The organism is Cupriavidus sp. OTU4054 (genome assembly GCF_038440175.1).
GTDB lineage: Bacteria > Pseudomonadota > Gammaproteobacteria > Burkholderiales > Burkholderiaceae > Cupriavidus > Cupriavidus pauculus_D.
Window position 1 is genome coordinate 151520 of sequence record NZ_JASATF010000002.1, and the last position, 21831, is coordinate 173350.

Below are 21831 nucleotides of genomic sequence, written 5' to 3' on the forward strand. Positions count from 1 at the left end.
TCAAGGCTTCAGCGTTCGCAGCCAGTTCAGCCACGACTGATCCTCGATCTCGTAGGTGCCGCGCGATTCCTTCCACAGGATCTCGCGCTCGCGCAGCGCGTCGATGGCGTTCTGTACCGTGGCGTTGTTCACCGTCGTGTCGGCCGGAAGGAAGCCTTTGTACGCGCGCATGGCAGCCTCGCCGAACGGCGAGAACTGGCCCTGCTTCATGGCCATCACGCGGATCACGGCCTGTTGCAATGGCGAGAGCGACGCGAACTCGCTTTCGACTTCGTTCCACAGGCGCTCCTGCACGAGTCCCGCATCGTCCCGCAGCCGCTGACTGAGGTAGGGGGACTCGTTTGCAATCGCGATGGTGGAGATCAGATGGCGAAGCAGCTCGGGGCGGTGTCCGACCATCTCGAACGCTTCGTAGACGGCATCGGGCTCGAACTGGTTGCCCGATGCGAGGGCCGTGTTCACGCTGGCCGTGTATTCGTCCGTGAACTTGCGGTCCAGTAACGGGAACGGGGTCACCAGCGAGCCGAAGAACGGCATGCGCGCGTTCATGACGAGATGCGCGAGCTTGTCCCGGCTGGAGCCGGTAAAGACCAGCATCAGGTCTGGCGCCTTGCCGGACGCGTTCATCGCATCGCGCGCGGCCTTGAGGCCGAACATTGCCTCCAGGCCTTTTTCGGTCGTCAGGGCGTGCTGGGCTTCGTCCACGATCAGCAGCACCGGACGTTTCGCGGCCTTGTGGAGGGTCGTGAGCGCCTGGGTCAGCGTCACCCCCGGCGGCAGTCCGGTCGATGTCAGATCCAGCCCCAGGGTGCCCATCACGGTGACCTTGGTGAGTCCGACGGCCTTCGCGGCCTTGCCGACGATGCCCGCGTATTCCGCGATCTCGTGCTTGATTGCATCGGCGATCAGTTCGCCCGGGTCGTGCGCCTTGTTCGACCAGAGGTCCACGTACACCGTCGCCCACCCGCGCTCCTGGGCGGCGGGGACGAGGTCCTCGCGCAGGAAGGTCGATTTGCCGACGCGGCGCGGGGCGGCCAGAAACAGCCCCGAGCGCGCGTCCAGCAGGCCGTCGCCGCTGAGCGCCGCGCAGAAGCTCGCGGCTAACGCCGGACGGCGGAAGGTATATCGGGTCGAGGCGGGTGTGGGCTGGGTCATCGCAACATACGGCTATTTATCGCGAATTATTCTACGTCGATAAATTATCTCTGGCAAATAATTGACGATAAATGCCCCCTGAGGCACTTGCTCCGGGTATCAGGCCGACGTCGGCGTCCGGTGCATCCAGAACGTGAAGCGGAACTTGTCGGCAGGGTAGGTGTTGACCGTAATCAGAAACGCCTGCTTGGCGTCGTCCAGATAGGTCCGCGTGATCTCGAGTCCGGCCGTGCCCGGATCGACGAGCAGCCGCCGTGCCATGTCGCCCGCGATGGTCGTCGCGCCGATCGTCTGCTTGATATCGGCCACCGTCACGCCGACGGTCTGCTCGATGATCTGGCTCAGCAGCCCGGTGCCGTTGGGCACCAGCGGCGCCACGCGCCGGCCGATCTTCGGTTCCAGGTAGGCATCGTTCCAGCACAGCGGCGTGCCGTCGCCATCCATCTCCGTACGCAGCATGCGGATGCGCATCCACCGCGTGCCCGGCTTGCATTCGAGCGCGGCCGCGAGGGCTTCGTCGGCCACGACGTTCGATACCCCGAGCACCTCGCGTTCCGTATGGCTCGCGTAGTTGACGAGGTCCTCGATCGTGTTGACGGACTTGGTGTAGGTGTTCGTGGTCGTCTTCGAGCAGACGATCGTGCCGGCCCGCCGGCGGCGCGTGATCAGGCCAAGGCCTTCCACGATGTCGAGCGCGGCGCGGACCGTGGTGCGGCTGACGTCGTACTGGTCCGCCAGCGCCAGCTCGCTGGGCAGTTGTTGGCCGATGGCAAACGTGCCTTCGGTAATGCCCTTGACAAGGGAGTTTGCCAGTTCTGTGTAACGCACTGTTCCATCGGTCCGGATGTTGATCGGTCGGCCGGGCATCCGCCCGGCCTGCGACAGGCGCTATCGTACACAAAGTCCGCCGGTCCGCCGCGCGGGTCAGCTGTTCAGCAGCTTCCTGTAGCGCGCGACTTCTTCCTCGTACATGTCGCGGCCCTGCGCGTCGTTGGTGACCAGCAGCGGAAAATCCTCGATGACGAGGCGCTGCACCGCCTCCGTCTTGAGGTCCTCGTAGGCGATGACCTCCGCGGACTTGATGCAGGAGAACAGCGTCGCGGAAATCCCGCCGATCGCGGAGAAGCAGACCGCCGTGTTCTGCTTGCACGACGCCCGGATCGCATCGCCGCGGTCGCCCTTGCCGATGGCGCCCTTGACGCCGTAGTCGAACAGCACCGTGGCATAGGGGTCCATTCGATAGGCCGACGTGGGCGCGACCACGCCGATCGCATGGCCGGGCTTGGTCGGGCCGGGGCCGCCATAGAACACGACCTGTCCCTTCAGGTCCACGGGCAGGTCTCCGCCCCGCGCGAGCGTATCGACAAAGCGCTTGTGCGCGGCATCGCGCGCCATATAGATCGTGCCGGAGAGCAGCACCTCGTCGCCGATGTTCAACTGCCGGATGGCCTCGTCGGTCAGCGGCGTGGTCAGTCGATGTGTCGTCATGATGCGCCTCCTCAGATCACCGCCGTGGCACGACGGCCCGCGTGGCACTGGATATTGACCGCCACCGGCAATGCGGTGATATGGCAGGCATAGGTTTCGACGGACACCCAGAGCGCCGTATTGATGCCGCCATAGCCCTGCGGACCGATGCCGGTCTTGTTGATCGCTTCCAGCAGTTCGGCTTCCAGCTGTGCGATGTGCGGTTCCTTGTGATGCTCGCCGATATCCCGCAGGATCGCCTTCTTGGCGATGGCCGTGACCTTGTCGAAGCTGCCGCCGATGCCCACGCCGACCGTGAGCGGCGGGCAGGCGGCACCGCCCGCGGCCTCGATGGCCGACAGCACGAACTTCTTGACGCCCTCGGCGCCTTCGCCGGGGAGCAGGAATTTCATTGTGCTCCAGTTCTCGCTGCCGCCGCCCTTGGGCACCACCGTGACCTCGATGTTGTCGCCGGGAACGATCTCCGTGTGGACCACGGCGGGGGTGTTGTCGTTGCTGTTCACACGCAGCAGCGGATCGGACACCACGGACTTGCGCATATAGCCTTCGGCATAGCCCTTGCGCACGCCCGCCTGCACGGCCTCTTCATAGTGGCCGCCGACGAGGTGGACATCCTGTCCGACCTCGACGAACACGATGGCGAGCCCCGTGTCGTGGCAATAGGAGACATCGTTCTCGCGCGCGATGCGATCGTTGTCGATCAGCTTCATCAGCACGGACTTGCCCAGCGGCGACACTTCCTTCTCGGCCGCCTTGTGGAAGCTCTGCACGAGGTTGTCCGGCAGGCGGTGGCAGGCGTCGATGCACAGCTGCGCGACCGCATCGGTCAGGGTATCTACGTGAATCTCTCTCATGATGGTCAGGGTTTGAGTGCAGTCAGTTCTTGCCACAGTTCGGTCTTGCCTTCGAAGCCGAAGCCCGGGAGCGACGGCAGCGCGACATGGCCGTCCTCCACGCGCGCGTCGTCGCCGAAGCCACCGAGTGGCTGGAAAATATCGGGATAGACTTCGCAGCCGCCGAGCCCGAGGCCGGCCACCACATGCAGGGCCAGCAGTTGCCCGCCGTGCGGAAACGCGGCGCGGCGCGAGAAGCCTCGCGTTTCCATCTCGTGCAGCATGCGCAGATAGCCGGTCACGCCATAGGACAGGCCCGAATCCATCTGGAAGATGTCGAGGCCAGGACGCATGCCGCCAAAGAGTACGAGGTTCCGGACGTCCTGCGCGGAGAACAGGTTTTCGCCGGTGGCCAGCGCGCCGCGATAGTGCTTCGCCAGTTCGCTGTTGCTCGCGTAGTCGAGCGGATCGCACGGCTCCTCGTACCACATGAGCGGTAACCCGGACATGGCGCGGCCATAGGCGATGGCCTGATCGAGATCGAAGCGCCCATTGGCGTCCACGGCAACGCGCGCGCCGTCGCCAAGCGTCGCGGCCGTATCGACAGCCGTCTGCGCGCGTTCCAGATCCTGTCCCAGCGGCGCGCCGCCGATCTTGATCTTGAAGCGCGTAAAGCCCCGTTCGATATGGCGTTCGACTTCGCGGCGCAGGCCGGCCACATCCTCGCCCGGGTAGTAGTAGCCGCCGGCCGCGTAGACGCCGATGCGCGTGTCGGCCTCGCGTCCGCACTGGCGTGCGATGGCCACCGCGGCGGGAACGTCATCGAGCTTGGCGATCAGATCCCACGCGGCGAGCTCCAGTGCGGCCGCCGCATGCGCGCGATCGCCGTGGCCGCCGGGCTTCTCGTTCTGCATCGCCGTTTGCAGGACCCTGGCCGGCGACAGCTTGCCGGCCTCGTCGAGCAGCGCGTCGGGCAACGCCTTGAGCAGGCGCGGGATCATCCGGCCATTGAGAATCCCTTCCTGATCGTAGCGGCCGATCGAGTCGAACGCATAGCCGATGACCGGCCGCCCATTGCGGACCTGGTCGGAGACCATCGCGACCAGCGAGACCGTGTGCTCCGAGAAATTGACGAGCGCGTTGGCGATATTGCTCCGCAGCGGCAGCCGCTTGTGGAGGATGTTGACGATGCGCATGGCGTGATCTCAGTAGTCTTCGACCTTGACGTTCGAGTCCTGGACGATCTTCTTCCAGCGCGTGACTTCTTCCGTCAGGTAGGCGGTGAACTGTTCGGGAGACTTCTCCACCGCGGGCGTCATCGCGAGCTCCTTCATCTTCTGCTGGAAATCGGGCGTACGCGCGATCTCCATCAGGTTCTTGTTGAGGACGGCCACGACATCCTTCGGCGTGTTCTTCGGGGCCACCAGCCCGAAGAAGGCGACCGTGGACAGGGCAGGGAAGCCGGATTCCGCAAGCGTGGGAACGTCCGGCAGATAGGCCGAGCGCTGCTTGTCGACGACCGCGATCGCCTTCATCTGGCCGGCCTTGATGTTCGTGTAGATGGCGGGCAGCGAGTCCGAGGTCACCGGGATCATCCCGCTCATGACCTGGGTCTTCGATTCGGAACTACCCTTGAACGGCACGTGCACGAGCGGGAAATTCAGTTCCTTCTTCAGGAGCTCCATCGTCAGATGCTGGGTCGAGCCATTGCCGGCCGAGCCGTACGACAGATCGCTCTTTTGCGCTTGCTTGACGAGGTCCGCAAAGGTGTTGATCCCCGATTTCGGCGAGACCGCGATGATCTGCGGGGTGGTGGCCACCTCGGCGATGCCCGTGAAGTCGCGCACGGGGTCGTATTGCATCGTGCGCGGATACAGCGCCGGTGCGATGGCGTAGGGGCCCGTGCTCGTCAGCAGCAGCGTGTAGCCATCGGCCTTGGCCTTGGCGACATACGCGGTGCCGATGCGCCCGCCGCCGCCGCCCCGGTTGTCGACCACGAAGGGCTGCTTCAGGCGTTCGGCCAGTTCCTTGCCGATCAGGCGGGCAATGATGTCGCCGGTCTGTCCCGCGGCAAACGGCACCACGATCGTCACGGGCGCCGAAGGGTAGCCCCCCGAAGCGTAGGCAGCGGGCACGGCTGCGCCCATCCATGCCGCGGCCGCGGCGAGAAGCAGATGTCGCTTCTTCATGTGTCTCCTCCTTGAGGGAATCTAATAGTTACTACTTTTTATTGGTACGGACCAATAGTAGTGAGCGGGATCACGGCGGTCAAGCGGTGCGGCGATCAGGCATCAGCGGACCATGCGGCTCTCGATCGTCGAAGGGGCTGATCGAGGCGCTGATCGGCGCGGCAGGGTAGCCCGACGGAACGGGAAGTCGTATGCTTTCACGCGAGCGGCCTCCCCACGCTCGCCACCACCCAACGACAAGATGAAGAACACGCCCACACCCCAAGCCGTTTGCAATCCCATCACCCGTTCGGCCATTTTTATCGTCGCCACCATTGCCGAGGGCAGTGAGCAGGGCGACAAGGTCAAGGCACTGTGCGGCGACATTGCCGCGCTGGTGCGCTCGGTCGGCAAGCGCCAGCCGCAGGCTTACCTGTCATGCGTCTGCGGTTTCGGATCGGCGGCGTGGGACCGTTTGTTCGGCACGCCACGCCCGGCGGAACTGCATCCTTTCCGGGAATTCGGCGAAGGCAAACGGCACGCGATCGCCACGCCCGGGGACATGCTCCTGCATATCCGGGCGGACCAGATGGACCTGTGCTTCGAGTTCGCGACGCAGGTCATGAAGCGCCTGGGCGACGCCGTATCGGTCGTGGACGAAGTCCATGGATTCCGATACTTCGACATGCGCAGCATGGTGGGCTTCGTCGATGGCACGGAGAACCCCGAAGACAACGAGATGGCCGAGTTCACGATCATCGGAGACGAAGACCCGACGTTCGCCGGCGGCAGCTATGTCATCGCGCAGAAGTACCTGCATGACATGGGGGCATGGAACGACCTGACCGTGGAAGCCCAGGAACGCGTGATCGGCCGCACGAAGCTGGACGACATCGAACTGGACGAGTCGGTCAAACCATCGAACTCGCACAGCGCGCTGACGACCATCGAAAAGGATGGCAAGGAGATCAAGATCCTGCGCGACAACATGCCGTTCGGCCAACCGGGCAAGGGCGAGTTCGGCACGTTCTTCATCGGCTACGCGAGATCACCGGCACCGATCGAGGAAATGCTGGAAAACATGTTCGTAGGAAAGCCACCGGGCAACTATGACCGCCTGCTGGACTTCAGCCAGGCGAAAACAGGCGGGCTGTTCTTCGTGCCACCGGCGGGATTCCTGGAAGGGTTGGGGGACTGAGGGCGAGGTACCGACTGTGCGCAAAGGCTGCCGCACAGTTGGATATCTTATTTAACATAAGATGGATTATACGAGAATCCGGTTGGGGCCAAATCAGAATGTCCGCTTCCCGGACCTATACCTCACCACCCGGCAGGTCCGCCGTCTGGTCGAGCGCTGGCGCATGGACGGCCCGATGGGCCTGGTGTCGCATCAGCGCGGCCAGCCCGGGCACCGCCAGCTGCCGCGGCTGCAATACGAGCCAGGCCAAGGGCCGCGTGGAGCGGATGAACGGCACGCTGCAGGACCGGCTGGTGAAGGAGCTGCGCCTGCGCGGCATCAGCTCGATGGCCGACGCCAACGCGTATGCGCCCGCCTTCATCGCCGACTTCAACGCCCGGTTCGCTAAGGTTCCACGCAGCGATTTCAACGCGCACCGGCCGATACACAACCATGAGGTCTTACGGCGCATCTTTTGCTGGCGCGAATGGCGCAAGGTCACCCACAGCCTGAGCCTCCAGTACGACAAGACGTTGTACCTGCTCGAGGATCTTCCGGAGCACCGGCAGCTGATCCACCATTACATCGAAGTGGCCGAGTATCCGGACGGTGCGATCGAGCTATGGGCGGACGACACCTCCCTGCCCTACACCACCCACTATCGCTATCCAGACGTCGACCAAGCCGCGATCGTCGAGAACAAGCGGCTGGGCCATGTACTGGGGATTGCGCAGAAGGTGCAGGCGCTACGCGACAATCCCCTTAGCGGACTGCCGCGTTTCTCAGTAACGGACGTTGCCATGCTTGGCGTCACCGCGAAAGTGCCACATCAGTCCACGTCAGGGGTGGAACGCTTCCGGATAAAGACGTCGCGCTTCTGCTTTATCAATTACGTCAGCAAAGTGCTCATGCTGCTCCCAATACATTCCACAGACTGAGCAACGATGCAATCGTGAGTGCACGTAAGACTAACAGCCAATCCGGCAGACCGCTGGCCCGATTCCCACTGTTTCCTACACGTCGGGCATGCCACGCATACTCGCTTAGCCTAATTGCGCGCCGATGGTTTTCCCTGTGAGACTGAGATAAACATCTAAATCACCTCGTTGGTAGGATTCTAGATCTCCGTCCCCGCCTAGGATCTGCCAAGGACAGGCTATATAACACTCACCATATTTAAGTCCTTCCCCCTTGGATCTAATTTTTTCGAAATCATCCGATCGAAGAACTTGATTAATGATATTTTCAGCAGTCAAAAATTCTTCAAAAAACATCGCAATATTGTTTCCAACGCGAATTGTCTCACCCTGCTGAACTTCCAAATAATAAATTGCTAAATCATTTTCCGACCAAAAAAAACGTCGCCAAATGCTGTCGAAGCGAGCGCCACTGTGCTCACCCCAAGGATCTGGCTACAATCCGACAGGACTGAAATCGACAGATTTTTATCCAAAATGCTTATGAGGCCGTGGGCGTACATCCCTGCCGCTACGCCCAAAACTCCCCGAAATAGAGTTTGGTTCTGCATCGAGAGGAATTGCTAGAGAGAAACGTTCGAGAAATTTCAATTTAAGCTTTCGAAAGTAGATGCCGGCGTCAATCAAATCACTGCGACCGGTGTCTCGGGTGCGGCCATTTACTAAGATCGTGAATAATTTACGTGGGGCCGCATTTGACCTACCAGCCCTTCGGTGGCTTCAACGGCCATCCTGCAGATATTTTGGCAGAGGGACTCGATGGTTGTATCCATGAATCCCGCCCCTGTCTTATTCGTGCTGGTTTGTATCGATTGTCGATGCTTTGGCTCCTGAGGCCGACTGGCCGCTTCTGGCCGACCGCGGACTTCGTCGCTAGATTGAATCACTGATCTCGAGCTAAACACGGAAGCTCCAGAAGCGCGCGAAGTAGCCAAGGGCAAGCCCCGACGCTATCGCAACAATATAGCCGAGTGTTCCCACTCCAATATTGTCTGCAACAAGAACGCAGCCGAGCACTGCGAGGGTCATTTGCCAAAGCCGTGGAAATCGAAACAGTCGTGGGTATATTTCCGGCGCCCCAATAGCACCTATAAGGGCTCCGGCCGAGCCAAGAACAACAACATTCTGAAGGGAATATCCGAACACAAATCCCCAACACAGTATGAAGATAACCGCGAACATGAACGTCCACAGCGAGACGACTAACGCGAAGTTCTTCTGGTCGACCATGTTATTCAGGGTTCGGCGTGCATTGGGGAGCGGCGGCAAGGCGGCGTGGACCAAAGACATTCACTCTGCAGTGACGCGCCCATCGCGGGTGAGCTTAAAGGCAATGTGCGGAGCAGGACAAGCGCAACGACGGGGGGTATCCGGAGCCTGGGTAAGCGTGGCAAACGGCGGCCTCGGCCGTGAAGCTGGTGGTTGCTTTCCGTGAATCTCCATCTTTGGTCCCTTCATCGAGTGGCGGCTCTTGGCCGATCTGGGACATCCACGGACGGGGTATGCTCACGGTACGCCGCCGCTAGCCCGCCGGCAGCAATCGGCCAGAAGCGGCCACTCGACTTGCCGCTCTAAATTGAACACAATCTCAAAGGTCACTGCGGTGCGATAGTGTCCGCCCCCGTGTACGACAAGCGACGAAATACATACCGGCAAAGCAGATTCTAGAAGGAACCACTGTGAGCGAGATTGACGGTCTGAAGCGACTCCGGCTTCAGGAAGAAAAGAAATTCATCAACAATGAGTTCACCGAGGCGCTCGCTCAGCAGCTAATCGACAGCCTCGTTGGCTGGGCCAATAAGAAGATTTTCGCTCCTCGTGGCGGGGAGCTGAAATTCGACATGACGATGGGCCCGCCCAACGCTGGCGTATTCGTCTCCCCAAGTCGTCCGTTCCACCCCCGCATGGAGTTCCGTACATCGCTCGTCTCCGATATCTACGCTGACGCGTTCGCATTTCCCATCGTCTGCCGCCGCCTCGCGACGGAAACTGATGTGTTGAGCAACTTCAACAGCATGGAGATGTTTCTCGATTGCCCGGTTCGTTTCACTGATCCGCTTCCGCCTTTGCATGCTTCGAATGTGAGCGACCTGTTTAGGCCCATATGCGAGGCTTTCGTCGAGCGCATCTCAGAGCAAAAGGATGAACGGCAACCTCGTCCTGACGAAGTTCGGTGCAGATTCATCATGTTTGAGTTAATGCTCGTGTGGACGTTTTTTCATGAGTTAGGGCACGTCGTGCAGGGACACCACACGTTGCGCGCGAGGACAGCTTCACGTATCCATGATGATGCCTTCTGGGAAATGGAGGAGGACTCGGTAGTTCAGAGTGATTCCGCCTCTCAAGATACTAGCAAGTCGCTCCCCTCCGACCTTCCGGCACAGGCACGAGAGCTTCTGGCCGACGCTGAGGCGACAGATCTAACGTTGAAATACCTTGTGGAGCAGCGCAGACTCAACTTCAACGTCTGGTACCTATTGCTCTGCTCCACGGGTTGCATGTTTCAGCGCTTCTATTCCAACTATCCAGAGAACTTAGACTTGTCGCCTGCGCGCCATCCTCACCCGTTAATCCGCGACGAGGCTAGCCAGGTGCTTAGTAACCATTGGGTGGCTGACTTCCTTGTTGCCAGCAAGATCATTAGGAGCCGGCAGGAAGCGGCTATGCCAATCGCGTATCTTAATGTTCGGGCCTCGCTTATGACGGGCTTATTCCGTGCTCATCGAATGGAAAAACGCGAAGGTCCCGAACGGCTTCCCTCATATATGGACCTGTCATTTCGTGACGGCGGGTCGGCGCGGCGCACGTACCTCAAGGCACTTTTACCGGAGATCGAGTGGCAGTTGCCGCTCATCTTGAAAGACCATTTAATCGAACTTCATTCTCTCGAGTACTGGCTCCAACATGTAAGAGACCTCGTTGAACCAGAGGCTCGGTAATGCTCAAGCCAGGCGTCCGTAGCCGGACGCCTGGCCCACCGGGCGCCGGCGGTTGCGGATTCACCGACTGATCGACGGCTGTGTCCGCCATGACCGGACGGACGACGTTGCTTCGAAACGGCCTAGAATAGGCGTTACCCAAGTTGAGCCCGAGGCTCTCCCCCTTTTTACTGGAACGTCAAAGGGCTGGCCCCAGGCACGAACGAGACATGCACTAATGCCGCAGGACGAGACTTCCAGACGCGGCTCTCTCCCATAGCACGTTAGAACCCATGTCTTCGAAGAAGCTGAACACATATCGAGGGCCGTTATCCGCAGCGGAAGTCGCCGCTGGAATGAACGCCGCCAATGCGAATGCTCAACGTCTCGCAGACGATGCTGAAGCGCTACTTGCTGCTGGGCGAATTCCGACTGCTGCTTCGCTTGCAGCTCTATCGATCGAAGAATCTGGAAAAGTATCGATCCTTCGGCAACTCGCCACCTCGAATTCCAAAGAAGAAGTCGCTGCCGCTTGGAAGAGTTATCGATCTCACAGTCGAAAAAACGTTAATTGGCTACTCCCTGAACTTGCAGTCAAGGGTGCACGGAAGCTAGAGGATTTTCGACCGCTTTTTGAGGAAGATGCTGAACATCCGTTCGTTCTCGACAAAGTAAAACAACTCGGGTTTTACACAGATTGCCTGGGCAATCGTCACTGGTCGGTTCCCACTAACGCGATCGATGAAGCGCTCGCTGGTAGCCTTATTCAGATCGCCAAGCTTCTTGTGGGCAAGCGCGAGATCAGCGTCAAAGAAATCGAGCTCTGGATCCACCACGTGGGTTCAGCGCCAAAGAACGACTTCTCCGCAATGAAGAGGGCTTTGGCCAGTTGGTACTCCGCCATGCAGGAAGCTGGTCTTCGGCCGCTCGGAAACAACGAGATGGAGCGCTTCATCAATGAAGGCGTGCCCTTCCCATAGGTCTGCCTCATCCATCGAGGACCCGCCTTCGACGGGACGTTTTGCGTCGAACGTTGAACGGCTGCTACTTTGGGCCGATTCTCGCGACGCCGAAGACCGCTCGCGCTGGAAGCCCTCCTGAGTCGCCCTGGCTGCCGCCATCCGGAGGCCAGCGAACTGCAGTCCGCGGGGCGGCTTGTTCAGCGGGGACCGAGTCGACTACAGCCGGCTGGCCTCGGCCCAACAGATCTCGCAGTCGATCGGGTGCTTACCGGCCAGTCTCCGCCATCGCCTATTTCGTCGGCGAGCATCTGCTGAGCAGTCGGAAACTGACATTGACCCAGGCTGGGCATTGAACCTGTGCGCTGGTGCGCGAAATGTGCCGCTGAAGGTAGGCAGTAGCTGATGATCAACCGGATCGCTCTGTCATACTTCAGTCGAGGCGCCCGCCCAAGCCCCACGAGGTCGAGATTCTCAGTGCCGTTCATGGGTACAAGCTGTGCGCCTTCTGAGGGGTTCTGAAAAGTTGCCGGTGGAGCGAATTCCCGGGGATGCGCAACCATCCCCATAACCTCCATATAATCAGCACGAGCCAACATTGTATGGAGCGAGCGTGGAACCGACGATGAAGCGGGACTGGGACCTGGTCCGGGAAATCTTGACACGCCTCGAGGGGCTGAATCCGAACCACGAGGGGTTGTCCTCAAGTCAGTTCGACGGCTATGACCCTACAATGGTCGCTTATCACTTCCAGATGCTCAACGAAGCGGGCCTGATCATTGCCAGGACCATAGGCAGTATGTCGGAGCGTTACGCGGGAGCGTTCGCCTTGCGGTTGACGTGGGATGGCCAGGAATTTCTCAGCAAGATCCGCAGCGATACGGTGTGGTCCAAGGTTAAGAAGATGATCACCGACAAGGGCATCGCTCTTGGCTTCGACGTGATCAAGGTCGCGGCGACGCACTACATCAAGTCGCAGTTCCGAGATTAGACCATAGCTCTCGGGAGTCCTGCATGCCAACTCAGATTCTGCATCTGAGCGAACTCGGAGGAGCCCAATGGGTTCTTCCCGTTTATGCGAAGGCCAATGCATGGCATAGCCAGCATGGCCAGCCCCCTCTGCCGACTGTAGTAACGCAACTCGGCTTGCATATTTCCATACGTCTGAATCTGCTCCATTGGGCCACCATCCGACTGAATGGGAACCTGAAAGCACTAAAATCTAAGGCCAGCGCTGCGAAGCTACCTCAGCACGTGTTCTTCCCTGGCAAGCCTGGCGTCGCTTTGCCGATTGATAATGAACTGAAGTACCTAGTAATCGCTGACATGCATCTGTTCATAACGGAACTGGATGCCTGCATCGACCACCTAAAGGTCTTCATGCATGAGATTCACGCGTACGTGGGCAAGCCGATCGATGATGCAATGCGGATAGCCATCATCAATGGTTGGATGCAGAAGCGCGGGATCGATCCTAGGTGGTTTGGGCGACTCGCCCATTGCAGAAACTTCGTTGCGCACAAAGGTGCCCTCTACTTGGCGTTTGATATCACGCGACCGGATTGGGACCTGCTCCTGCTCAAGGAGAACGTACAGATTCCAACACCGGCGCAGTGCTTCCGCCTGTCAGCGCTGGTCCAAATCCACAAGGACTTCGCCGCCTGCAAGCAAGCCCTCCAAGACCATCTCGTAGACCTTCTGGCCTAGCGGGCCACAGCAATAGACCCTTTCGACGCGGCAGTACGCAAGGCTAGCTCACCGCTGGATCGCTTCGATCGGGCGCGACGATTCTGCCTACTCCCCTAAACATTCGCGGCCTAAACTGTGGGCGACCTTTCAATGAGCCGCCGGACCAGCCTAAGCCCTCAGCGTCCTTAAGGACCAACTTCCTCAAACGGCCAGGAGCAGCCGCTCGACATGCTTGCCTATCTGCCACTCGCCCCTCGTTGGAGTGATGTTCTTCTTCATAAGCTTTGCTAGGCTGGCACGAGATTAGTGATGGGAAGACCTCTCAGGCGAACACATGACTATTGTCAGAACCTATGCGGGGCTTTATTTCTACTCGGACGATCTCGTGCCAGAACGATTGGCAAGGGTCTTGAAGCTCGATGACTACCGTCAGGTTATCAAAGGAGCCCCCTTAGCCCTCGATAACGTCGCAGGCACGACCATGTTGGGATTTACGTCGCAGCACGAAATCGCCTCGCTCATTCCAGATGAACATGTTGGCTGGTGTTTATCGCAAATTCGCGGGATGCACACCGCGATCCGGCAAGAGCTTGGCACAAGCGGGCGAATTCGGTGCGCCGTACTTGCAGAAGCAGATGTCCCCAATGCCGGCGTCACAATTGGGGCCGCTAGTCTGGCTGAGCTTGCCATGCTGAATGGCGAACTCATGATCGACGCATGGGGACCGGCGTAGGCGTAATGACAGGTGGTTAAGATCGGCCAGAAGCGGACGGTCGCCGTCACCGTCCGAACTCCGGTTTCTGATCGGAACATGGCACCCGTGACTTCTGACAGAATACGGGATCATCGTTCGAAATCCTTTGCGCATGCAAACAGAGAGAGCCTTACTCGTTGGTGCAGTGTCGCTCGTCAAACACCGCTTTCGCGGTGAAGGACAGATGGTGCTTGCTGTGCGCGACGAGATTGATGCTGCGATGAAGGAGAATGGCTTTCTAACGGGGGCTCCGTTCAGGACAGTAAGTGTGATTATCAGATATGCCGACCAGGACAACATGCGTACTGAGGTTGGTCGAATTAACCAAAGAAACGCCGTCATCCCCGTAGCGGTCCAGGTCAACATAACGCGCTTGAGTGCAATGGGTGCGGTGGAGTTGCAACAGGCATTTCGCAAGCTGCTGATCGAGGTTTTGTGCGACGTGGCGGCGAACTTCGACTTGCCATACGCGTTCCTCGATGCAATGCGAGCCAATCCGGCACCTGCATAAACAATTCGACGCGTGTCTTTTTGTACATTTGAGCGTGAACTGATAACCGGCTCTGCAATCCGGCATAACGGAGACAACGGTGACAATTCCGGAATCTGAGCAAATCGAAGCAATACTCTCCGGCCAAGTGTGGAATCTGGTCCATCGATACTGTGAAGGCGCATGGAGCCGCTTGCCAATGTGTTGGACGGCATCTTTTGCCGCAATAATTAGCGAGGCGCGGCGCCGAGGCCTTGAGTGTTTCGTAACTGCGAAGCCAAAGGCCGAAGGCTATTGGCTCATTCAAACTGAGACTGGCTACGCCACAGTTTACTGGGAGCGAGGTATCAGCATGTATCGCAAGGAGTTTAGCCAACTTGAGCAAGCCTTTGATGCATGGCTTGAGCAGGAAATGAGTTCGCAACAACTCCCAATCAGGCGCTGACTGCGTCGAAATCGAGCGGTTAGGCGCGTAGACTAACTCGCTTTACGAACGTCTGCTTCGGAGCTATCCGACAGGCCGCTATGGGTCGGACAGCGTCCATCGGCAGCGACGCAGTCGAGCACCGGGCAGCAAAGAAAGAAACCGCCGCGCGCACGTAAGCGCGCACGGCGCTCAAAGTACTGCAGGGATGTCGTGATCAGCTTCAATCCCCGCGCCTCCGGTTTCAATTCGAAGCTGACGCACCAGAATCTCACCCGCGGTGCAGCGCTCGGCAACTCCGCCTAGTCGCACCACGGAGCGGGAGAAGGCCTCACACACGCTTCAGGAAGAGTCGCCGCCGGCGCAAACGTAATCTCCCTTCATTTGAACGGAGACCATCATGGACACGCCGAACTCTCAATCGAACCATCATGTTCCCTGGAACAAGGGGAAGCTCACCGGGCAGAAGCCGCCGCTCAAGCTTTGCGAGGTCTGGGCGATTCGCACGAGACTGCAGATATCGTCGAACCTACGCGAGCTAGCGCTGTTCAACCTCGCGATCGACAGCAAACTCCGGGCGTGCGATCTCACTAGGTTGCTCGTACGCGATGTCTGCCACGGTAGCCGCATCAGTGCTCGGGCAACAGTCGTCCAACAGAAGACTCATAGACCGGTCCAGTTTGAGATCACAGAACAGACGAGGGCGAGCCTTGAAGCATGGATAGCTGCCCGAGGATTGAGCTCGTCGGATGCGCTATTCCCGAGTCGCATACAGACTTCGGCCCACCTTTCTACCCGGCAGTACGCCCGATTGGTACACAGATGGGTCGCCTCGATTGGCCTAGATGACACCACCTATGGCACGCACACCATGCGTCGAGGCAAAGCATCGTTGATCTACCGTCGAACCAAGAACCTCCGCGCCGCACAACTACTGCTCGGCCACACGAAGCTCGAAAGTACTGTCCGCTACCTTGGCATAGAAGTCGGCGATGCGCTGGAGATGGCCGAGCAAACTGAAGTCTAGTAGGTTCCATGGCCGGCGAGGGTCACTCACCGGCCAGGAGCGGCCGTTCAATCGCCCAATGAAAATGGCAAGTGTGTGTTGTTTGCGCGACACCCCTCGTCAGCATAGGGGGAGCGGCGTGGCGGTTTTGCTAAATTCCCTGCCACGTGAGCCAGCGACACATTCCTCCGCGGGACCAAGCAACAAAAAACTCGATCATCTCCCCCTGATGTATATCAACCTTCCAATCAAGAGCGAGGTTCCGCTCGTAGCGCCCGCTGATTCGTGCTGCAACTGCGGATCCATATCGAAGGTCAGCCCGATGGCTACGGACCTGCGCCGCATGCCTTTGATGGGACTGGCCGGCACCGAGATTACGGTGGTGCTTCCGTTCCCCTATTGCGACGTGTGTGCCGTTACAGCGCGCCGGCGGAGGCCATCTCCGCTCGGGGTCATCAATAGCAGTCGCCCGGTACACCTCTGCCCGAGGTGCAACGCTCGCCAACCAAGCGAACGGTATCTTTTCCCTGTCTTTCGAACAGAGGTTTAGGAGTGGGATATGAAATTCAGTTACTCGTTTACGATTACGCCCCCGCCCGCACCGCCAAAAAAATCACCGGAGAAGCTCATTGAGTATTCTTACAGTGAATTCCTTCTTGATCTGCCTGAGCATTGGGAGCAGATGGGCACATCCGAAGATGCCTCCCTGACTTGGCAATCTGACGTTGACGGTGCGGCAATTACTGTAAGTTGCGATTTTTACGAAGTGCCAAACGAAAAATTTTCTAAATTGGCTGAAGTATGCCTGCATGCACGGCATGAAGCCATGGAAGTGCAAGCACCAGGTCAAGTAACGGTGCTGTCCCGAAGTGTCAAGCCATACTCTGGAGGCGGCGGGCTGGAGATGAGCTACTCGGCTCAGATTCCCGGCAGCACCTATCTTTACTTGGGCTATGTAACATTGAGAAAGGTCTTCAACTTTGCTCTTACCTATGGCCCGGACAAGTTTGCCGCGGCTAACCTGTACAACCTCATCATGAAAGAACGTCTGCGCGTCAAGATTCCTTGATGTCCAAAGCCGGATGCGAATCTGTCCAAGAGCGGCCGGGAGCAGCCGCTCGGTATGCTCACCTAGATGGCACACAATTCGTCGCTAGCCCGAACATTTCAGTCGCGCCATGCAACACATGTCCTATAGGCTTCTTGAATCGCCGCTCATCTGCGCCTAACACTACCCGACATAGACGTAGCGGACTCGCCCACCGACCCACAATCGATGTTTCCGGACATCGTTTCCACGGAATTCGTTACGCCACCACACCGGACGTTCCCCGACATGGTTCTAATGGTGCCGACAGTTCCGCTGACATGGATCGAGTCACAGGCTGAAACATCAATCGAATTGATGTCCCCTTGAACTTGGATCGTGATCACTTTGCTGTGCGGCGTCATTTCCTGTCCGTCCACAAAAATTTTGCCATTATTCACCCGAATCGAAGTGCCCGAAACCGACATGCCGTTCACTGTGATGGTCGCCATTGGTGCGCTCTCTCTGGTGAGTGAGTACGGTTATCATCTCTCATTTGATGATTGTCGTCGAGCGGCGCACGCCTGTTCGATTAAGGCTCATGACTGTGGGCTCTTACGCGCAAAGACAAAAAAATAAGAGGAGCTACAACTTGCGATCTTGGGCAGAGTTCCGAGCATTCATTATCGCTAGCGGGAATTCCAGGTGGGGATTGATCGTCGCAGGAGCCGCACTCATGTTCGCAGGGCAGATCTTGCTGATCCTGACGAGTTGGTGGATCCTGGGTACAGGGGACGCACAGGAAAGGCCGTTCGAAAATCGTTCTATAGAGTTCAAACTGCTGGTTATCGTGGTTGTGATGCCGTACGTTGAAACGCTGATTGGGCAATGGGCTCCCATACGGTTGCTAGCGGGAGTGCTCCGTCAACCTTGGTGGCGCGCGTGGCTCGGTTCAACCATCGTGTTCACATGTTTGCATGGCTCTACAGATCGAAATGTCCTAAGTATTTTCCTCGGGGCAATGGTACTTGCTGGCGTGTTTGTCATAGAGGCACGGAGGCGCGGCCGACCGGTGCTATGTGCTTATCTGACCCATGCACTGGCGAACGCCATGGTGCTCTCGCTCCAACTTCTATAGTCTGCCTAGATGGAGCAGTTCGACCAGAAGCGGACGTTCAGCAAGCATCGCAAGTTTGCCAGGATCAGGGCCCGTGATCATCTCGAATGCGGGCTTGAGCAGAAGTTGACGCGCCGTTGACACTTTGTCTTGTGCCAAGGCGTCGAATGAGCGCTATCGGCAAGACCGACAGACCGCTATGGGTCGTTTTGCGCCGGTCGAGCCTTCGGACAACTCCGGTGCCCGCTCACCCCACCGGGAATTGTTGCGACCAGCTCTCCCGCGGCGGAGGCGCTGCGAAGCCGATCTGCGTGCGCCCCACCCTGCCCGTCGGCCCAGCCGCTGCCGGCCAGCGACACCGCCCGATCAAAGGCCCAACGAAGCCTTCAACCCCGCACTAACCGCACGCTCGTGCCGACATTTAAATTCAGCGGGCACCACGACATCTGAGAACGCCCTAGACATTGTTGGCCGTTTTTTCTGATGTCGTACTTGAGACGAATTCAAGTGTCGCATCCCTAGGGTTCCCGATCCTGCCATGCGCATGGGCGACCGAACGCGCCGAGAGGTTGTCGATAAATGGTCGCCAGTCCGGCGACGTGTCAGGTCGACAGCGGCACGCGGAAGGCGCCGGAGGAGCTGTCGACACGAAATCGACGCGCAGCCCGACGATCCCGCCATTCTTCAGCCGGCGCAGCTTGGCCTCGGCACGGGCGGCTCGTCGCCTTCCGAGTACGGTGCCGACTGCCGCGACGCTGCGCGCGCAAGCGGTACCGCGCCAGCCAACGCGATGGCCGTCATCACAAACCGGCGGCGCGAGGGACGCCGAGGTGCACCTTGCTGTCGATCATCGCTTACTCCAGCGTGATGTTGGCCGCCTTGCCGACGCGGCTCCATTTGGCGATATCGGCCTTCTGGATCTCGGTCAGTCGCTCCGGCGCGCCACCGGCGATCTTGATGCCGAGCTTGTCAAGCTGCGCCTTGACCTCCGGGTCTTGCAGCGCGCGATTGATCTCGGCATTGAGCCGCTGCACGATGGCGGGCGGCGTGCCGGCCGGCGCGAAGATGCCCTGCCATTGCTCGGCTTCGAACCCCGGCACCCCGGCTTCGGCCATCGTCGGCACATTCGGCAGACTCGGCACGCGAGCGGCCGTGGCGACGGCGAGCGCGCGCAGCTTGCCGGCCTGCACATGCGGCAGGATCGGCGCGGTCGGCGCGAACATGAAGTCCACATGGCCCGCTATCACGTCCTGGATCGCCGGCACATCGCCCTTGTAGGGCACGTGGGTCATCCGCACGTTCTCGTGCTGCTGCAGCAGCTCGGAGGACATTTGCAGGATGGTGCCGTTACCGCCCGAGGCAAAGGTCACCGCGCCGGGCTTGGCCTTCGCGGCAGCGAGCAGATCCTTGACGGTCTTGTGCGAGCTGTTGGGCCCGACAATGAGCACGCTCGGAATGGTGCCGAGCAACGCCACCGGCGCGAACGACTTGACCGCGTCATACGGCAGCTTCGGGTTCAGCGCGGGATTGATCGCGTGCGAAGCGGTGGACGCGCCCAGCAGCGTGTAGCCATCGGGCGCGGCGCGCGCGACGAAGGCCGAGCCGATCGCACCGGTCGCGCCGGGACGATTCTCCACCACGATGGTCGTATGAAGGGCCTGTCCGACTTTCATCGCCACCAGGCGCGCGAGGATGTCGGTGGTACCGCCGGCCGGGTACGGCACGATGTAGTTGATGGGCTTGCCCGGCCATTCGGGTTGCGCCTGAGCCGTGCCCATTGCGAGCGCTGCCGCGCCCATGCAGGCGACAACGCCGAGCTTGCGCAGCGAAACAGAGGAAAACTGGAACATCGATGTCTCCGAGAATATTTGTTCTACGTGCGTGACGCGTAAAGCGTCTGCGGATTGCGCACCAGCACCTGCTCCGCCAATGCCGCGGCGCCGCACCACTCGATAAACGTGCGCAACGTGGCCGCGTCGTCGACCGGTTCGCCACCGCGGGCCTGCACCGTCGGGTGCGGCCAGTCGGAGCCCCACACCATGCGCTCGGGCGCCAGCGCGAGATACCGTGTCGCCAGCGGCTGGACGTCCGCGTAATCCGGCGCACCGGTACGCGATTCGATATACGGCCCCGACAGCTTGACCCACGCCTTGCCTGCCTCCAGCAGCGCGGCAATGGTGCGGAACGCGGGCTCCGCCTGCGCGCCCTCGAGCGGCAGGTGCCCGTAGTGATCGAACACCATTGGCACCGGCAACGCGGCGAGCATGGCCGCCGCGTCGGGCAGCCACGCCGGCGGCAGGTTCAGTTGCACGTGCCAGCCGAGTGCCGCGATGCGGCGCGCGAGCGTGGGGATATCGGCGAGCGTCACCGGCGCGGGCAGCGTCAGATTGAAGCGAATACCGCGAATGCCCCTGCGATGCAGCCGCGCCAGCTCGGCGTCCGTGACATCGGGCCCCACCACCGCCACGCCGAGCGCCCCGGTGCCGAGTGCGGCAATGGCGTCCACCGTGATGCGGTTGTCGGTGCCGTACGTCGAAGGTGTCACCACCACCACGCGCCGCGTGCCGAGCGCGCGCTGGACCCGCCGATAGTCGTCGACCGACGCATCCGCTGGCCGCAGCGTCGCGCCGGCCGCGACGGGATAGCGGCGATCGTAGACGTGCATATGGCAATCGCAGGCGTCGGCCAGCTCGACAACGGGCAAGGCCTCACCGCTCATGCCACGCGTCCGCCGTGCACGGTGGCCCCACCCTCGGGCATCCCGGCACTCAGGATCGAGCCCGTGGTGGACTCGGTCATCAGCAGCGTCTTGCCATCGGCACCGCCGAAACAGAGGTTGGTCAGCGAGGCGCCCACGGGGGTGCGGATGACCTCGACCGGTTCGGCGCGATGATTCAGCACCCACACATAGCCGAGGCCGGGATTGGCCACCAGCAGATAGCCATCGGCCCGCATCGCCAGACCATCGGGGCCGCTGGGGCCGTAGGACGTGAAGAACTGGCCGACCTTGCTCACCGAGCCATCGGCCTGCAACGGCACGCGCCACACGCAATTGCCGCGCGTCATGGCCACGTACAACACTTTCTCGTCGGGCGACAACACGATGCCATTGGGGCTCGGCGCGTTCGCCAGCAGCAGGTCCAGCCGGCCGTCGGGGGACAGCCGGTACACGCGCCCGGTCGGATCCTGCAGGCCCGTCTGGCCCTGATCGGTGAAGTAGAGATTGCCGGCGCTGTCGAACGTCAGGTCGTTGACGCCGCGAAAGCGTTCCGAGTTGCGGCGTTCGAGGAACGGCTTCACCGTGCCGGTCTTCGTATCGAGACGCATCAGGCCATGGCGATAGTCCGTGATCAGGAAATCGCCGTTGGCCATCCGCTTCATGCCGTTCGGCTCGCCGTCGTATTCGGTGACCAGCTCCCAATCGCCGCGCAGCGAGACCCGAAACACGCGGCCGTAGGGAACGTCGGTCACCCATAGGTGATCGTCGGCCCAGACCGGGCCTTCGAGAAACGAGTCGACGATCGCGCCGCCGCGATTGGCGATGGACCAGGCGTTGTCGCGATCGTGCCGCCGCAACGATTCGGGTAGCCGCGTGAGTACCGTCGCATCGCGCACGGCCGGTTGCTGCAGGAAGAACATGTCGGCTCCC

23 protein-coding genes and 1 pseudogene are annotated in these 21831 nt (G+C 60.1%); 12 read left to right on the forward strand and 12 right to left on the reverse strand.

Going from position 1 to position 21831, the window contains the following annotated elements; all coding sequences use genetic code 11:
- The 6 genes from AAHB16_RS03520 to AAHB16_RS03545 all read right to left on the reverse strand — a co-directional run bounded on the left by AAHB16_RS03520 (position 1) and on the right by AAHB16_RS03545 (position 5665).
- Positions 1 to 1155: a hypothetical protein gene (locus AAHB16_RS03520; protein ID WP_342050108.1), complete on the reverse strand. Its 1155-nt coding sequence runs from the start codon at positions 1153 to 1155 to the stop codon at positions 1 to 3.
- A 99-nt stretch (positions 1156 to 1254) separates the two neighbouring features.
- Positions 1255 to 1983 carry a GntR family transcriptional regulator gene (locus AAHB16_RS03525; RefSeq protein WP_223851701.1) on the reverse strand — a complete coding sequence of 243 codons (729 nt, stop codon included), beginning with the start codon at positions 1981 to 1983 and terminating at the stop codon, positions 1255 to 1257.
- A gap of 96 nt (positions 1984 to 2079) precedes the next feature.
- A complete protein-coding gene (locus AAHB16_RS03530; RefSeq protein ID WP_342050109.1) occupies positions 2080 to 2643 on the reverse strand; it encodes a fumarate hydratase C-terminal domain-containing protein in 564 nt (187 codons plus the stop codon).
- A gap of 11 nt (positions 2644 to 2654) precedes the next feature.
- The gene (locus AAHB16_RS03535; RefSeq protein WP_150374424.1) at positions 2655 to 3497 is read right to left on the reverse strand and encodes a fumarate hydratase; all 843 of its coding nucleotides are present in this window, start codon (positions 3495 to 3497) and stop codon (positions 2655 to 2657) included.
- Positions 3498 to 3502: 5 nt separating this feature from the next.
- The gene (locus AAHB16_RS03540) at positions 3503 to 4672 is read right to left on the reverse strand and encodes a mandelate racemase/muconate lactonizing enzyme family protein (RefSeq protein ID WP_342050110.1); all 1170 of its coding nucleotides are present in this window, start codon (positions 4670 to 4672) and stop codon (positions 3503 to 3505) included.
- A gap of 9 nt (positions 4673 to 4681) precedes the next feature.
- Positions 4682 to 5665, reverse strand: a complete 984-nt coding sequence (locus AAHB16_RS03545) for a Bug family tripartite tricarboxylate transporter substrate binding protein (protein WP_342050111.1) — start codon at positions 5663 to 5665, stop codon at positions 4682 to 4684.
- Positions 5666 to 5906: 241 nt separating this feature from the next.
- On the opposite strand from AAHB16_RS03545, the gene AAHB16_RS03550 reads away from it, so the two are divergent.
- The gene (locus AAHB16_RS03550; RefSeq protein ID WP_342050112.1) at positions 5907 to 6842 is read left to right on the forward strand and encodes a Dyp-type peroxidase; all 936 of its coding nucleotides are present in this window, start codon (positions 5907 to 5909) and stop codon (positions 6840 to 6842) included.
- Between the two features lie 233 nt (positions 6843 to 7075).
- Positions 7076 to 7579 (forward strand): annotated as a pseudogene (locus AAHB16_RS03555) (ISNCY family transposase); the annotation flags it as partial.
- 285 nt (positions 7580 to 7864) lie between these two features.
- Here AAHB16_RS03555 and AAHB16_RS03560 read toward each other — a convergent pair.
- Complete coding sequence (locus AAHB16_RS03560) at positions 7865 to 8143, reverse strand: T6SS immunity protein Tdi1 domain-containing protein (RefSeq protein ID WP_342050113.1); 279 nt, start codon at positions 8141 to 8143, stop codon at positions 7865 to 7867.
- A gap of 552 nt (positions 8144 to 8695) precedes the next feature.
- Complete coding sequence (locus tag AAHB16_RS03565) at positions 8696 to 9088, reverse strand: hypothetical protein (RefSeq protein WP_146208467.1); 393 nt, start codon at positions 9086 to 9088, stop codon at positions 8696 to 8698.
- 389 nt (positions 9089 to 9477) lie between these two features.
- Here AAHB16_RS03565 and AAHB16_RS03570 point away from each other — a divergent pair, with 389 nt between their 5' ends.
- The 9 genes from AAHB16_RS03570 (at position 9478) to AAHB16_RS03610 (ending at position 17107) form a co-directional block, all read left to right on the forward strand.
- Positions 9478 to 10737, forward strand: coding sequence for a hypothetical protein (locus AAHB16_RS03570; protein ID WP_150374428.1), 1260 nt, complete (start codon positions 9478 to 9480; stop codon positions 10735 to 10737).
- 272 nt (positions 10738 to 11009) lie between these two features.
- Positions 11010 to 11696: an AbiV family abortive infection protein gene (locus tag AAHB16_RS03575; RefSeq protein WP_150374429.1), complete on the forward strand. Its 687-nt coding sequence runs from the start codon at positions 11010 to 11012 to the stop codon at positions 11694 to 11696.
- A gap of 592 nt (positions 11697 to 12288) precedes the next feature.
- Positions 12289 to 12666: a DUF2513 domain-containing protein gene (locus AAHB16_RS03580; RefSeq protein ID WP_223851703.1), complete on the forward strand. Its 378-nt coding sequence runs from the start codon at positions 12289 to 12291 to the stop codon at positions 12664 to 12666.
- Positions 12667 to 12689: 23 nt separating this feature from the next.
- Positions 12690 to 13382 (forward strand): hypothetical protein, encoded by a 693-nt coding sequence (locus AAHB16_RS03585; protein ID WP_150374430.1) that lies wholly within the window; start codon positions 12690 to 12692, stop codon positions 13380 to 13382.
- Positions 13383 to 13698: 316 nt separating this feature from the next.
- Positions 13699 to 14097 carry a hypothetical protein gene (locus AAHB16_RS03590; protein ID WP_342050114.1) on the forward strand — a complete coding sequence of 133 codons (399 nt, stop codon included), beginning with the start codon at positions 13699 to 13701 and terminating at the stop codon, positions 14095 to 14097.
- Positions 14098 to 14230: 133 nt separating this feature from the next.
- Positions 14231 to 14629 carry an Imm39 family immunity protein gene (locus AAHB16_RS03595; RefSeq protein WP_342050115.1) on the forward strand — a complete coding sequence of 133 codons (399 nt, stop codon included), beginning with the start codon at positions 14231 to 14233 and terminating at the stop codon, positions 14627 to 14629.
- Positions 14630 to 14708: 79 nt separating this feature from the next.
- Complete coding sequence (locus tag AAHB16_RS03600) at positions 14709 to 15053, forward strand: hypothetical protein (protein WP_342050116.1); 345 nt, start codon at positions 14709 to 14711, stop codon at positions 15051 to 15053.
- A gap of 379 nt (positions 15054 to 15432) precedes the next feature.
- Positions 15433 to 16059 (forward strand): tyrosine-type recombinase/integrase, encoded by a 627-nt coding sequence (locus tag AAHB16_RS03605; RefSeq protein WP_342050117.1) that lies wholly within the window; start codon positions 15433 to 15435, stop codon positions 16057 to 16059.
- Between the two features lie 538 nt (positions 16060 to 16597).
- A complete protein-coding gene (locus AAHB16_RS03610) occupies positions 16598 to 17107 on the forward strand; it encodes a hypothetical protein (RefSeq protein ID WP_150374431.1) in 510 nt (169 codons plus the stop codon).
- Between the two features lie 146 nt (positions 17108 to 17253).
- On the opposite strand, the gene AAHB16_RS03615 is transcribed toward AAHB16_RS03610, so the two are convergent.
- The gene (locus AAHB16_RS03615) at positions 17254 to 17577 is read right to left on the reverse strand and encodes a hypothetical protein (RefSeq protein WP_150374432.1); all 324 of its coding nucleotides are present in this window, start codon (positions 17575 to 17577) and stop codon (positions 17254 to 17256) included.
- A gap of 224 nt (positions 17578 to 17801) precedes the next feature.
- Here AAHB16_RS03615 and AAHB16_RS03620 point away from each other — a divergent pair, with 224 nt between their 5' ends.
- Positions 17802 to 18203, forward strand: coding sequence for a CPBP family glutamic-type intramembrane protease (locus AAHB16_RS03620; RefSeq protein ID WP_150374433.1), 402 nt, complete (start codon positions 17802 to 17804; stop codon positions 18201 to 18203).
- 833 nt (positions 18204 to 19036) lie between these two features.
- Here the strand turns inward: AAHB16_RS03620 and AAHB16_RS03625 are convergent.
- The 3 genes from AAHB16_RS03625 to AAHB16_RS03635 are packed head-to-tail and all read right to left on the reverse strand — an operon-like array spanning position 19037 to position 21821.
- Positions 19037 to 20032 carry a Bug family tripartite tricarboxylate transporter substrate binding protein gene (locus AAHB16_RS03625; RefSeq protein WP_342050118.1) on the reverse strand — a complete coding sequence of 332 codons (996 nt, stop codon included), beginning with the start codon at positions 20030 to 20032 and terminating at the stop codon, positions 19037 to 19039.
- A 23-nt stretch (positions 20033 to 20055) separates the two neighbouring features.
- Positions 20056 to 20901, reverse strand: coding sequence for an amidohydrolase family protein (locus AAHB16_RS03630; protein ID WP_342050119.1), 846 nt, complete (start codon positions 20899 to 20901; stop codon positions 20056 to 20058).
- On the reverse strand, positions 20898 to 21821 hold the full coding sequence (locus AAHB16_RS03635) for an SMP-30/gluconolactonase/LRE family protein (protein WP_342050120.1): 924 nt from the start codon (positions 21819 to 21821) through the stop codon (positions 20898 to 20900). Before AAHB16_RS03635 ends, AAHB16_RS03630 begins: the two co-directional genes overlap by 4 nt.
- Between the last annotated feature and the right edge of the window lie 10 nt (positions 21822 to 21831).

Coding starts and splice junctions, on each gene's coding strand:
- AAHB16_RS03625 (WP_342050118.1), bottom strand. CDS start 20,032: ATGTTCCAGTTTTCCTCTGTTTCGCTGCGCAAGCTCGGCGTTGTCGCC.
- AAHB16_RS03610 (WP_150374431.1), top strand. CDS start 16,598: ATGAAATTCAGTTACTCGTTTACGATTACGCCCCCGCCCGCACCGCCA.
- AAHB16_RS03540 (WP_342050110.1), bottom strand. CDS start 4,672: ATGCGCATCGTCAACATCCTCCACAAGCGGCTGCCGCTGCGGAGCAAT.
- AAHB16_RS03530 (WP_342050109.1), bottom strand. CDS start 2,643: ATGACGACACATCGACTGACCACGCCGCTGACCGACGAGGCCATCCGG.
- AAHB16_RS03630 (WP_342050119.1), bottom strand. CDS start 20,901: ATGAGCGGTGAGGCCTTGCCCGTTGTCGAGCTGGCCGACGCCTGCGAT.
- AAHB16_RS03590 (WP_342050114.1), top strand. CDS start 13,699: ATGACTATTGTCAGAACCTATGCGGGGCTTTATTTCTACTCGGACGAT.
- AAHB16_RS03535 (WP_150374424.1), bottom strand. CDS start 3,497: ATGAGAGAGATTCACGTAGATACCCTGACCGATGCGGTCGCGCAGCTG.
- AAHB16_RS03520 (WP_342050108.1), bottom strand. CDS start 1,155: ATGACCCAGCCCACACCCGCCTCGACCCGATATACCTTCCGCCGTCCG.
- AAHB16_RS03545 (WP_342050111.1), bottom strand. CDS start 5,665: ATGAAGAAGCGACATCTGCTTCTCGCCGCGGCCGCGGCATGGATGGGC.
- AAHB16_RS03605 (WP_342050117.1), top strand. CDS start 15,433: ATGGACACGCCGAACTCTCAATCGAACCATCATGTTCCCTGGAACAAG.
- AAHB16_RS03575 (WP_150374429.1), top strand. CDS start 11,010: ATGTCTTCGAAGAAGCTGAACACATATCGAGGGCCGTTATCCGCAGCG.
- AAHB16_RS03635 (WP_342050120.1), bottom strand. CDS start 21,821: ATGTTCTTCCTGCAGCAACCGGCCGTGCGCGATGCGACGGTACTCACG.
- AAHB16_RS03565 (WP_146208467.1), bottom strand. CDS start 9,088: ATGTCTTTGGTCCACGCCGCCTTGCCGCCGCTCCCCAATGCACGCCGA.
- AAHB16_RS03620 (WP_150374433.1), top strand. CDS start 17,802: ATGTTCGCAGGGCAGATCTTGCTGATCCTGACGAGTTGGTGGATCCTG.
- AAHB16_RS03550 (WP_342050112.1), top strand. CDS start 5,907: ATGAAGAACACGCCCACACCCCAAGCCGTTTGCAATCCCATCACCCGT.
- AAHB16_RS03615 (WP_150374432.1), bottom strand. CDS start 17,577: ATGGCGACCATCACAGTGAACGGCATGTCGGTTTCGGGCACTTCGATT.
- AAHB16_RS03585 (WP_150374430.1), top strand. CDS start 12,690: ATGCCAACTCAGATTCTGCATCTGAGCGAACTCGGAGGAGCCCAATGG.
- AAHB16_RS03595 (WP_342050115.1), top strand. CDS start 14,231: ATGCAAACAGAGAGAGCCTTACTCGTTGGTGCAGTGTCGCTCGTCAAA.